Source organism: Candidatus Palauibacter scopulicola (assembly GCF_947581915.1).
GTDB classification, from domain to species: domain Bacteria; phylum Gemmatimonadota; class Gemmatimonadetes; order Palauibacterales; family Palauibacteraceae; genus Palauibacter; species Palauibacter scopulicola.
Genome location: NZ_CANPWG010000060.1, coordinates 91356 through 103476, shown reverse-complemented (window position 1 = coordinate 103476; position 12121 = coordinate 91356). Strand labels below are relative to the sequence as shown.

Below are 12121 nucleotides of genomic sequence, written 5' to 3'. Positions count from 1 at the left end.
GACCGAATCACGGGATCGACTACCTTCCGGTTCACTTCGGGGCGTGGCGCAGCCCGGTAGCGCGCCTGAATGGGGTTCAGGAGGTCGCGAGTTCAAATCTCGCCGCCCCGATTTTCTTCAAAACTGCAGCACTTCGGTGTCGTTGTCTTTCTCCGGAGTCGGGACCATGGGCTCACGATCGGTTGTAGCGACGGTCGCCTTTCTCTCCCTCCTGTCTTGGCCGAGTCCGGCCACCGCGCAGGAATCTGTCAGGTCCCTCGCCATCGTCGGGGCGACGATCATGGACGGACACGGGGGCGCCCCCATCGTCGACGGGACGATCGTCATCGAGGGGGACGGCATCGCAGCCGTCGGTTCGAGCGCCGACGTTGCCGTTCCCGCGGGCGCGGAGGTCATCGACGGGAGCGGGAAGTTCGTCACGCCCGGGTTCGTGGACACGAACGTCCACATGTCGCTCGCCTTCGGCCGCGGCACGCGGGTCGAGGAGCACGCCGAAGGCGACCTCGCAACAAGCCATGATCCCCGGCTTGCTCGAAGACGGCCCTCCGCCACCCCGCAGGGTGAAGAACTACCCGCGGGGGACGAAGCTGCGAATCGCCCCCGCGGCTGATGGGTCACGAGGTATCGCCGGCGGCTGAAGCCTGTCCTGACCTGATCGCCTCAAGCCTCCTGCGTACCCGCTCTACCCTCCGCCGGTTTACCCCGAAGTCGAAGAGGCCGATGCGAGACGCCGACGCTACATGGGCGACGTTCTCCGACGGGCACCATCGGAACTCGAGATCATCGCGGAACCCGAGCCGGGTTCGGCAGACCGCGTGCAGGTAATCGTCCGTCGCGGTGACGATGTGAGTACGCGGCATGGCGGCGACGACTGCCTGGAGGCGACGAAAGAGGTCGAACGGCTCTCCCGAGGCGTGGAACGGCGCCACTCGGTGAATCCACCACCCGCCGGGTTCGCTGCTTACATGGTCGTGCCTGAGCCTCCGGAACCGGCGTGTCGCAATCTTGTCCCGTATCAACCCTGGATCCGGTTTCCGCGGCGGTCGGCCACGTAGATGAGGCTGTCGTTCGACCCGATGAGGTCGTGGACGGTGGAGAACTGGCGCGGCGGTGCCGAGCCCGGCGTCCAGCCCACGTAATCGTACTCGTAGGCGTCGTCCGGCGGCTCGCCGTAGGCGCCCCGGTGGCGGAGGTAAGCTCCGATCTCGCCGTCGAAGACCACGACGCGGCGGTTCTGGTAGCCATCGGCGACGAAGACTTCGTTGTCCTCGGGGTCCACCCAGACGCCGGCGGGGCCGCCGAGAAGCTCCGGGTCATCGCTGCCCGCGTTCTCGTCGTAGCGACCGATCGTCATGACGAGGTCGCCGGAGCGCGTGAACTCCGACACGTCCTGCGTGGCCGGGTCGCCCCACCCCTGGACGAGATTCCCCTCGGGGTCGAACTCGGTCACGACCGGGGCCGGGACGCAGCAGGCGCCGATCGGCGGATCCTGCACGGCGGACGTCTCCTCCGGCGTCAGCGACTCCGGGATGTGGGTGACCCAGACGTGATCGCGCGCGTCGACGAACACGCCCGTGATGGAGCCCATGATCCAGAGGTTCGGCATCTCGCGCGGCCAGCCCGGGTCCACCGCGAAGGTCGGCACACCACCCTCCCCTGGAGCACCATCCCCGGGGCCGCCCGCCCCCGGGTTCGAGCACGCCGAAAGGAGGATCGGGAGGAGGAAGATCACGCGCCGGATGCCGTCTTTCATGGCCGCCCTCTGCGTTCTGTCCGGGTTCGGTCCGGGATCGTTGCCTCCCGGAACGGGAAGATCCACTGTACACGCTCACCTCAGCGTGGGAGAGCCTTCCATGTCGCGTCAAATGAGGCCGGGTCTGGTGGCACTGGGATGCACGATCACGCTGGCGTGCGCGCCGCCCGCTGTCGACGACCCGAGTGTTGCCGAAGCGAGTGTCGCCGACACCGGGGAGATCGAGGCCGATCACTTCCTGCCCTCCCGGCCCGAAGCCCTCAACTGGGGCTGGTTCCCGATCGACAAGGAGCCGGTGCTGCGGATCGCGTCCGGGGAGACGGTGCGGATCGAGACGCTGACCCATGTGGGGGCCACGCAGAACGAGCACCCGGTGGAGTTCCTGACGGGACTCGGGGTGCCGCAGGAGGAGATCCTCGACGACGCCATCGACTTCTGGGCCTCGCGCGAGGGCCGTCCACGCGAGGGGCGGAGCGGGCACGTCATCACCGGCCCGATCCACATCGAGGGGGCCGAGCCCGGCGACATGCTCGAGGTTCGGATCCTCGACATCGAGACGCGCGTGCCGTGGGGCGTGAACTCCACGAGCGGCCGGGGCGGCGTCTTCTCCCCGAGCTATCCCGGCGCGCGGGAGGGGGACGAACCGCTCGACATCCCGGCCGGCCGGCACCTGATTCGGACGGGTGACGCGGACGGGCGGGAAGTCGCCTTCTTCTCGCCCGACATCCAGGTGCCGCTGGCGCCGTTCATGGGGATCATGGCCGTCGCTCCCGATCCGGTCGTGGGTGAGCCGGGCGTGACGGTGCCCGGCGTCCAGGGGTCGCGCCCGCCGGGCGCCTTCGGCGGCAACCTCGACGTGAAGGACCTCACGGCCGGAACGACGCTGTACCTCCCCGTCTTCCATTCGGGGGCGCTCTTCTACGCGGGCGATGGGCACGGCGCGCAGGGCGACGGGGAAGTGAGCGGCACCGCGATCGAGCAGTCGCTCACCGGCGTGTTCCGGTTCGTCGTGCACAAGGGGGTGACGATCCCCGCCCCGCGCGCCGAGACCCCGACGCACTACCTGATCATGGGCATCGATCTCGACCTCGACCGCGCCGCGCGCGAGGCGACCCGGCTCGTGGTGGAGTTCCTCGTGGAGGAGAAGGGACTGACGCCTGACAGGGCCCTCTCCCTGGCCAGCATCGCCGTCGATTTCCGGGTGAGCGAGGTCGTCGATCTCACCCAGGTCGTCACGGGCTTCATCCCCAAGGACGTGTTCCTTGAGCGCTGACGGTTCGCGCAGGGCCTGCCCGCGCAGGGCCCGTCCGCGCGGCAATCGCACGCGCACGATCCGGGAGCCCGGCTTCGCGCGCCGCGTCTCGCTGGCCATCGCCGTTGTCATCCTGGTCCCTCTCCCCGCGGCCCCGGCGCTCGGCGCGCAGGGTCTGGGCCCGGAGGACCGGCAGCAGCTCAGGGCCACGCGCGACACCGATGGGACGCTCCAACTGGATGGCCGCCTGGACGACGCGGTGTGGGCGCGGGCGGAATTCGCGACGACGTTCTGGCAGCGCGAGCCGGATGAGGGCGAGCCGGCTACGCGGCGGACCGAGGTCGCGTTCGCGTTCGACGACGACGCGCTGTGGATCGCCGGTCGCATGTACACGGACGACCCCGACGGCATCCAGGCCTACCGCACGCGCCGCGACCAGAACACCGGTTCGGAGCGCCTGCTGGTCTCGCTCGATCCCTACCTGAACCGGCGCACGGCGGTCTCCTTCGGGGTGAACGCGGCGGGCAGCCGCACGGACTGGTACCACCCCGAGGACAACGTGACGAACCGCGACTACACGTGGGATCCCGTGTGGTCGGCGCGCGTGCAGCGCGACTCGCTCGGCTGGACGGCCGAGATGCGCATGCCGTTCTCGCAACTGCGCTTCAACGGCGACGAATCGGCGTGGGGCGTGAACATCAACCGCTACATGCCGGACGTGCAGGAGAACCTGCTGTGGGAACTCGTGGTGCGGAGCGAGCCGGGCTGGGCCTCGCGCCTCGGCGACCTGACCGGACTCGAGGGCGTGCGGGGGAGCCGGGGGATTGAGTTCCTCCCCTACGTGGCGGGCGATCTGCGCACGCCCACGGGCGGTCCCATGGCGGGAGTGGTGACGCGGAGCGAGTCCCGCGTGGGGGCGGACTTCAAGGTGGGTCTCGGTTCGAGCCTGACGCTCGACGCCACCGTCAACCCGGACTTCGGACAGGTCGAGGCGGACCCCGCCGTCGTGAACCTGACCGCGTTCGAGGAAGTCTTCGAGGAGCGCCGCCCCTTCTTCACGGAGGGTCGCCAACTCATGGAGGGGCTGGGTCCGCGCTACTTCTACTCGCGTCGCATCGGGGCCCCGCCCGCGGGCCGGGCGGAGGCCGACAGCGTCGTCGCGCCCGATCAGACCACGATTCTCGGGGCGGGGAAGGTCACGGGCCGGCTCCCGGGCGGGACCTCGGTGGGCGCGCTCTTCGCCGTCACCGGTCGCGAGGATGCCCGGGCGTTCCACTTCACGCAGCGCCCGGCCGCGACGGACACGGTCGAGAGCGCCGTCCCGATCGCCCCGCTGAGCGCCTTCGCGGTGGCGAGACTGGAGCAGGAGTTCGGGGAGGAGGGTTCCACCCTCGGCTTCACGGGGACCACGCTCAGCCGCGAGGGCCGTCCCGAACTCGCCGCGCTCCTCCCGTGGCGCGCCTACGCCGGCGGCACGGACTGGAACCTGCGCTTTGCCGGCGGCGAGTACGAACTCACGGGACATGCGGGGTTCTCGCACCTCAGCGGGAACCCCGATGCAATCCTGCGCGTGCAGCGCTCGAGCGCGCGTTTCTTCCAGCGTCCGGACCGCGCGACCGCGCGGCTGGACCCTTCGCGTTCCGCGCTCTCCGGGTATACCGCGGCCCTCGGGATGCAGAAGGTGGGCGGTCGGCGCTGGCTGTGGCGCGTGCAGGGCGAAGCCGTCTCGCCGGGCTTCGAGATCAACGATGTGGGCCAGATGTTCAACGCGGACCGCCTCACGGCCGAAGCCGACATCGCGATCCGCGAGACGATCCCGACCGCGTTCGCCCGCGCCTGGCAGGTCGGCCTCACCTCGGCGAGTTCGTGGAACTTCGACGGCGTGCGCACCGAGACGACGTTCGGGGCCCGGGCAACCGCCACCTGGCACAACTACCTGCGCACGACGCTCGAGGGCGGCTACCACCCGCGCGCGCTCAGCGACCACCTCACGCGCGGCGGCCCCCTCATGGAGACGCTCGCCCGCTGGCAGGCCGGCCTCGCGCTCGCCACCGACCGCTCCTTCCGGACCGGCTTCCGGCTCAGGGGGTCCTACGGGCGGGACGAAATCGGCGGATGGGCGTACGACGTGGGCGGCGCGCTCACGCTCCGCCCGGGGTCCGCGCTCCAACTCGAAGTCCAACCCAGCTACCGGCGCGAAACGGAATCGCGCCAGTACCTCACGACGCTGTCCGGCGGGCGGCGGGCCACGTTCGACCGGCGCTACATCTTCTCCGCCATCGACCGCAGCACCCTCGCCCTCCGCCTCCGCGGCGCCTACGCCTTCGGCCCGGACCTCACGCTCGAGGCCTACTTCGAGCCGTTCGCGGCGAGCGGACGCCGCCACGGGCTGGGCGAACTCCTCGAACCCGGCCAGCGGCACCTGCTCCCCTACGGCGAGATGGGGTCGAGGATCGACCGCCGGGTGGATGGGTCCTGGGACGTGACCGAGGGTGGCCGGTCGTTTACGCTCCCCGACGGGGATTTCAACATCCTCTCTCTGCGGAGCAACGTCGTCCTGCGCTGGGAGTGGCAGCCGGGCAGCACGCTCTTCCTCGTGTGGCAGCAGGACCGCTCCGACATGCGGACTTCGGGCGAACTCGTGGACCCCGGCCGCCTCGTCGACAGCCTGCGCTCCCGCGGGCAACACGTCTTCCTGCTCAAGGTCGCCTACTGGCTCCCGATCTAGCAGGCCGTGGCAAAACCCCGCGTGAGCGCCGAGAGCGGTGAAGCACTCGCCTGACAAGGAGCGACGAGAGAGCATAGCAGCGCTACGTGACCGAGGAGCGACGCAGAGCGCAGCGATTCAGGCGAGATGCAGCGCCGCTCGAACGCAGCGGGGCTTTTGCCACGGCCTGCTAGGATCACGGAGAGCGTCTCGAATCGAACGTGAGAGGGGCAACAAGAAGGGCGGAATGGGAACGACGAACCTGACGGGGAAAGTCGCGCTCGTGACGGGCGGGACCAAAGGGATCGGGCGCGCGACCGCGGAGCACCTGCTCGCGGCGGGGGCCTCCGTGGCGGTCTGCGCGAGGACCGGGGCGGAGGTGCGGGCGGCCGAGGTCGAACTCGGCGACCGGGCGCTGGGCATCGTGTGCGACGTGGCGGATGCGGGCGCCTGCGAGCGCATGGTCGAGGAGACCGTGGCCCGCTTCGGCCGGCTCGACATCCTCGTGAACAATGCGGGACTCGGGATCTTCAAGCCGCTGCGGGAGATGAGCGTCGAGGAGTGGCAACTCCAGATCGACGTGAACCTGGGCGGCGTCTTCTACTGTTCGCGGGCCGCGCTCCCCCACCTGAGCGCGAGCGGCGACGGCTTCATCGTGAACATCGCGTCGCTCGCCAGCCGCCATCCCTTCCGCGGCGGCACCGGGTACAACGCGAGCAAGTACGGCCTGCTCGGACTCACCGAGGCGATGCTGCTCGACGTGCGCTACGACGACGTGCGGGTCAGCATCGTGATGCCCGGGAGCGTGGACACGTACTTCAACGGCCGGGAGCAGGTGCCGGAGCGGACCTGGCGCCTGCACGTGGACGACTGCGCGTCGGCGGTCATGCAGCTGCTCTCCTATCCGAAGGAAGCCCACGTGAGCCGGGTCGAACTGCGTCCCTCCCATCCACCCCGGAAGGCGTGAGCGCGCCGCCGGAGAGTCCGGGAGCAGGCGCCCGCGACGAACTCGGCGCCCACGTCTCGGTGGCGGGCGGCGTGCAGACCGCGCCGCGGCGGGCGGCGGAGATCGGGGCGGCCAACCTCCAGCTCTTCACCAAGCAGCCCAACCGGTGGGCCGAGCCGCGAATCGACGACGAGACGGCGGCGGCGTTCAAGGCGGCGTGCGCCGAGCACGGGATCGCGGTCGCGGGGGCCCACGACTCCTATCTCATCAACCTCTCGTCCCCCGACCGGCGGCTGTGGCGGATGTCGCAACGCAGCTTCGAGAGCGAACTCCGGCGCTGCGCGCGTCTCGGCCTCGATTTCCTCGTGACCCATCCCGGGAACGCGACGGACGGCGACATCGAAGAGGGGCTCGCGCGCAATGCGCGGGGCGTGACCGAATCGCTGGAGGCCGTGGAGGGCCCGACCCGCGTCCTCCTCGAACTCACGGCCGGCGCCGGGACGACCGTCGGGGCGAGCTTCGAGAATCTCCGCAGCATCCTGGACCGGATCCCGGAGTCCGAGCGGGGACGCGTGGGCATCTGTTTCGACACGTGCCACGCCTACTCGGCCGGATACGACCTGGTCGGCGACTACGATGGCGTCTGGGAGGCGTTCGACAGCGTGCTGGGACTCGAACGCCTGGGTCTCATCCACGTGAACGATTCGCAGCACCCCTTCGACTCGCGGAAGGACCGCCACGAGGAGATCGGACGAGGCAGCCTCGGCGAGAGCCCGTTCCGGCGCTTGATGCGGGACGCCCGCCTGCGCCATGTCCCCAAGATCCTGGAGACCCCGAAGGGGGAGGACGGCGCGGACGCCGACATCCGGAACCTCGCCCGCCTGCGGGGCTACCGCGAAAGGAGTCGCTGAACATGTCCGATCCGGTGAGAACCCGACGCTGCGGGCACGTGCTCGAGGTCACGCTGGACCGGCCGCCGGCGAATGCGATCGACGCGGCGACGAGCATCCGCATGGGGGAGGTCTTCTGCGACTTTCGCGACGACGATGACCTTCGCGTGGCGATCCTCGCCTCGACGGGCGACCGCATCTTCTCGGCCGGCTGGGACCTGAAGGCCGCGGCCGGAGGGGAGCACGAGCGGATGGACTACGGCGCGGGCGGCTTCGGTGGGATCACGGAGCTGTGGGACCTGACGAAGCCCGTGATCGCCGCCGTGAACGGCCTGGCGGTGGGGGGAGGGTGCGAGATCATGCTCGCCGCCGACCTCATCGTCGCGAGCGAGGGCGCCGAGTTCTGGTTCCCCGAGGGCCGCCTGGGGAACGTGCCCGACGCGGGCGGCGTCCAGCGGCTTCCGAGGCGGCTGCCGCGGAACGTCGCGATGGAGATGCTGCTCACGGGTCGCCGTATGGGGGCGGCGGAGGCGCACGAGTGGGGCCTCGTGAACTGGGTCGTCCCTTCGGAGCAGGTGCTGCCCAAGGCTCGCGAAGTGGCCGAGGGCCTGGCCCGGAACGCCCCGCTCTCGATGCGGGCGATCAAGGAGATCGTGCGCGGGATCGAGGGTTGGTCGATGCGCGACGCCTTCGAGGCCGTCCACGAGGGCCGATTCCCCGCCTACGAGCGCATGCTCGTCTCCGACGACCACGCGGAAGGGCCCCGTGCCTTCACGGAGAAACGGGAGCCGAACTTCAAGGGCCGGTAGCCGGGACCGCCAAGGGGCGGGCGCCGATCCGGGTCAGTGCCAGCGTCGGTGTGAGGATTCCACCCGGTAGAGGATGTAGTCCCGCAGTGCGCACGCCACGCGGCGGTCGATGTACGGGACGGTGATCCTCCCGCACGCCAGTTGGACCCTCAGCGTGGCCAGCTCCTTCCGGCGCTGCAGCGGCGACTGTCTCACGGTCGCGGACTGAACTTTCCGCAGGGGGAACGCCTTCACCTCGCTTCCGACGAATCCGCTGCGGCTCGCGAGTCCGTCGCGGTCGTACGCGTATCCCTGCCGGCGCCAGTGCTGCCAGGCGGCGAGCGCCGCGGCCGGGATGGATGCGGCCCACCAGAAGAGGATCGTGGACGTGCGGCCGAACACTCCGGCCCACGCCAGCACCAGGAGGGTTCCGAAGACGGTGGCCAGGACAAGGCCGTACCGCAGGGTGAGGGCGCGAATGTAGTGGGGCGACACCCGCTCGAAACCGCGGCTTCGGGGCAGAACGGGAACCGCCGTCGCTTCCCGCGCGAACACCAGCGCCCGCAGTTCCTCGGCGAGCCGGTCGCCCAGGAGCGGCACCTCGAGCACGTCCGGCACGTCGACGGCGGAGACCCGGCCCGCCTCCGGGGAGACGGCCGCGGCGGGGAGGGCGTAGAGCCGGTACCGCCGCAACCACCGCAGCACGAGGCCCTGGCTCACGGTCAGTTGCTGGATCTTCGGCGCCTCGACCACGACCTCGCGTTGCGTGAGGAGGCCCGCGCGCGAACGGAACCTGCCGCCGTCATGGCGGAGCGTGAAGTTGTGGTGTCGCAGGAACGCGGCCGTCACCGTGAGCAGGAGCGCCACGCCCGCGATGGAGGCGATCACGGCGGCCGCGAGCCCCACCTGGGCGAGCGCCCCGAGACCGGTGAACGCGCTCGCGGCAGTGTCGACGCCGGCCTCGACCGCTTCCAGGATCGGATCGAGGGAATCGCCGGGCTGGAGCAGGTCGGTCAGCACGCCGACCAGCGCCGCCACGAAGATGAAGTTCCGGCTGGCGAGCCCGATGCGCACCATGTCGGCCGGGCCGAGCCGGAGAAGGACGGGGCCCGGTCTGACGCCGGACCGCGCTTCCGCCGGAGCGGCCGACCCGCTCGCGGCCGCCGCCGCCGAGTCCCCCTCGCCCGCGGCGGGGCCCTCGAGGACGGGTCGAAGCGCCGTCACGCTGCGCTGCAGCCGGTGGGCGACCTCCGTCCTGATCGACGGCAGTTTGCCCTCGGCCTGGACCGAGCCCGACGTATCCAGGGTGACCGACACCAGCCCGAACAGGCGGTCGACCGGGGACCGCCTGACGTTGATGCCCTGCACGCGCTCGTAGGGGAGGTCGAGCGCCGTCTTCTTGAACACGCCTTTGCGGATGAGGAGTCGGTCGCCGGCGATCCTGAACCTGAAGCACGCCCACTGAACCGCGCCCACTACGAAGGGCAGCAGGAGCACCGCCCCGAGCACGAGGAGCAGAATCCCGAGAGCGCCGGGATCGTCCCGCACCAGGGGTATGATCGCGATCAGCGGGATCAGGGCGCCCATCATCGCTCGCGCCAGGATCCTGAAGACGTTTCCGGCGAAGAAGAGAAGGGCGAAGGGGGAGGAGCGCTGCCATTCGCCGGGGTTCGGCGGATTCACCGGCCGGTGTCCCCCGCGGTTTCGAAGCGTTCGTCGGAATCCGCGGCGGGCGCCCCGGATTCTATTCGTTCCGAGATGTAGACGCGCAGCCGCTCGGCGGTCTCCCGTCCCAAACCGCGGACGCGGTTGCCGAGGCCGCCCCCCGCCGGAAAGACCGACAGGCTGGCCAGCCCGAACCGGCGGTCCAGCGGCGTGCTGTGGAGCTTGGTGTGCTGCACGCGGTTGAAGGGGAACGCCTTCACGGAGCGCCACAGGACGCCGGACTTGTACAGGAGGTCCTTCTCGCGGACGACGTACCCCCGACGCGGGACGGCGATGAGCGGCCATACGATGGAGCACACGCAGAAGACCCCCAGGGCCGTCCACAGGAGGGCCGGCAGCCACGGCACGGACTCCGCGATGGCGGCCCGGTTGCGAGGGGATACCGCCATCTGGAACCCTCCGGCCCCCAGGACGTAGACGACGGCCCGGATGGTCGCCCCGACCTGGAGGCGCCTCGCGAAACGCGGGTGAAGCGGCATCCAATCCACGGCCTCCGCGCCGGGCAGGGCGTCCAACGCCACTTGACGGTTGACGAAATTGCCGGGTACCCGGAGTCCCGGGGTCGCTGGGGTCGCTGGGGTCGCCGGGGTCGCCGGGGTATCCGGACCGCGACCCTCAGCGACCATCGTCGGCCTGGGCCTGGTACAGTCGGAGACCCTCCTCGAAGGTCGCAATGACTTCGGCCCATCTCGCGACTTGTGGCATGCGACGAGTCTCGCGTGCCATATGTGGCACGTCTGCTGTTTTGCGCGCCATAGCTCTGTAGATGTGGCACGCAAACGGCGGGAACTGGACAACAGGAACGGTGCGGTTGGCGATTCGACCTGACATCAGAATACCTCTCGGCCCTCGGCGATGTTCAGCAGCTTCGGAAAGACCAGTATGCGCGCTCGGCGGCCGCTGCCAGAGGTGATCTCCCTGAGGACGCCCCTGTCCTCGAATGCTCCGACCCAGCGCAGGGCTGTTCGCCGGGGAACCCCTGAGGCGTGGGCGAAGGCGGAGCTGGAGAGGATGGGGTTCTCGAACAACCAGCGGAGAGCGTCGATCGCTCCCCGCGAACGCGTAACGGAGGTGAACCAGCCCGTGGTCTCTTCGTAGAGAGCCAGAATCGCCTTGGCCTTGGTTCGGTTGTCTTCGGCCTGGATTCTCACTGCCTCGAGAAAGAGTTGGCACCAGCCGGTCCAGTCATCGTCGCGCGAAACGCGGAGCAAGCCGTCGTAGTACCTGTCTCTCCTCTCCTCGAGATATGCACTGACGTAGAAGACGGGTTCCCGGATCAGCCCGTGTTGCCAGAGGAACAGGGGCACGAGCATGCGGCCCAGCCGGCCGTTTCCATCAAGGAACGGATGTATCGCCTCAAACTCGGCATGCAGTATGGCGAGCTGGACAAGCCGGTCGGACGTCTCGCCGTGCAGGTAGCGCTCCCACATGTCCATGGCGGCGGGAAGCTTGTCGGCGCCTATCGGCACATAAGTGGCAGCCTCGAGGGGCGATCCCGGCGGCCCGATCGAGTTGGGAATCCGCCGATACGCCCCAGCGGACTTGCCCGTGCCTCGAACGCCCTCGAGCAGCACGCGGTGCGCCGTCAGGATTACGCGCTGGCACAGCGGAAGGTCTTCAAGGAGCGCGATGGCTCCGCGCATCGCTGCGCGATAGTTCAGTACTTCCTGAATGTCATCTTGGCGTTCGGTGGAGGCCGTTCGTTCCCCGGCCACGAATCCGAGCACCTCGCCCATGGTGGCGCGGGTGCCTTCGATGCGCGAGGAGAGGACCGCCTCCTGCGTTGTCAGCGGAGTCAGCAGGATGTCCGGGCCGGGTATCGTCGCGAGTAACTCATCGTAACGGGCCAGAGCAGAAGAGGCCGGCCCGATCAGCGGGATGAGCTTCGACCAGTCCAGTCGGTCGTCAGGGGGAAACGCCCCCTCCACGTATCGAATCGGAGGCATGACTAGACGGGATCCACGCCACAGCGTTGCGCTTGTGGCGCGCAAGAAGGTTCGTGTGCCATGCGAGTCTCAGAGATCACCTTGTGTGCCATAAGATGCTATTTGTGTCACGGT

At 69.5% G+C, this 12121-nt stretch carries 11 protein-coding genes and 1 tRNA gene; 7 read left to right on the top strand and 5 right to left on the bottom strand.

Features of this window, described 5'->3' with window-relative positions; translation table 11 throughout:
* The first annotated feature begins 37 nt into the window (after positions 1-37).
* Both RN743_RS12035 and RN743_RS12030 read left to right on the top strand, forming a co-directional pair.
* Positions 38-111: transfer RNA gene (locus RN743_RS12035), tRNA-Pro, on the top strand.
* Between the two features lie 55 nt (positions 112-166).
* Positions 167-610, top strand: a complete 444-nt coding sequence (locus RN743_RS12030) for a hypothetical protein (RefSeq protein ID WP_310780096.1) — start codon at positions 167-169, stop codon at positions 608-610.
* A gap of 4 nt (positions 611-614) precedes the next feature.
* Here RN743_RS12030 and RN743_RS12025 read toward each other — a convergent pair whose 3' ends face one another.
* Positions 615-929, bottom strand: a complete 315-nt coding sequence (locus tag RN743_RS12025) for a DUF1499 domain-containing protein (RefSeq protein WP_310780095.1) — start codon at positions 927-929, stop codon at positions 615-617.
* Between the two features lie 86 nt (positions 930-1015).
* Complete coding sequence (locus tag RN743_RS12020; RefSeq protein WP_310780094.1) at positions 1016-1753, bottom strand: hypothetical protein; 738 nt, start codon at positions 1751-1753, stop codon at positions 1016-1018.
* Between the two features lie 100 nt (positions 1754-1853).
* Between RN743_RS12020 and RN743_RS12015 the strand changes: the two genes are divergently transcribed.
* The 5 genes from RN743_RS12015 to RN743_RS11995 all read left to right on the top strand — a co-directional run bounded on the left by RN743_RS12015 (position 1854) and on the right by RN743_RS11995 (position 8357).
* Entirely contained in the window at positions 1854-3026 is a 1173-nt protein-coding gene (locus RN743_RS12015; RefSeq protein WP_310780093.1) for an acetamidase/formamidase family protein, read from the top strand.
* Positions 3016-5733, top strand: coding sequence for a DUF5916 domain-containing protein (locus tag RN743_RS12010; protein WP_310780092.1), 2718 nt, complete (start codon positions 3016-3018; stop codon positions 5731-5733). The genes RN743_RS12015 and RN743_RS12010 overlap by 11 nt, the downstream gene beginning before the upstream one ends.
* Before the next feature lie 226 nt (positions 5734-5959).
* The gene (locus tag RN743_RS12005) at positions 5960-6679 is read left to right on the top strand and encodes an SDR family oxidoreductase (protein WP_310780091.1); all 720 of its coding nucleotides are present in this window, start codon (positions 5960-5962) and stop codon (positions 6677-6679) included.
* Positions 6676-7569 carry a deoxyribonuclease IV gene (locus tag RN743_RS12000; RefSeq protein ID WP_310780090.1) on the top strand — a complete coding sequence of 298 codons (894 nt, stop codon included), beginning with the start codon at positions 6676-6678 and terminating at the stop codon, positions 7567-7569. The genes RN743_RS12005 and RN743_RS12000 overlap by 4 nt, the downstream gene beginning before the upstream one ends.
* A gap of 2 nt (positions 7570-7571) precedes the next feature.
* Entirely contained in the window at positions 7572-8357 is a 786-nt protein-coding gene (locus tag RN743_RS11995) for an enoyl-CoA hydratase-related protein (protein ID WP_310780089.1), read from the top strand.
* A 33-nt stretch (positions 8358-8390) separates the two neighbouring features.
* Here the strand turns inward: RN743_RS11995 and RN743_RS11990 are convergent, their stop codons facing one another.
* The 3 genes from RN743_RS11990 to RN743_RS11980 form a co-directional block, all read right to left on the bottom strand.
* Positions 8391-10019, bottom strand: a complete 1629-nt coding sequence (locus RN743_RS11990; protein ID WP_310780088.1) for a PH domain-containing protein — start codon at positions 10017-10019, stop codon at positions 8391-8393.
* The gene (locus tag RN743_RS11985) at positions 10016-10540 is read right to left on the bottom strand and encodes a PH domain-containing protein (protein WP_310780087.1); all 525 of its coding nucleotides are present in this window, start codon (positions 10538-10540) and stop codon (positions 10016-10018) included. The genes RN743_RS11990 and RN743_RS11985 overlap by 4 nt, the downstream gene beginning before the upstream one ends.
* A gap of 351 nt (positions 10541-10891) precedes the next feature.
* Entirely contained in the window at positions 10892-11989 is a 1098-nt protein-coding gene (locus tag RN743_RS11980; protein WP_310780086.1) for a Fic/DOC family N-terminal domain-containing protein, read from the bottom strand.
* Positions 11990-12121 lie beyond the last annotated feature (132 nt).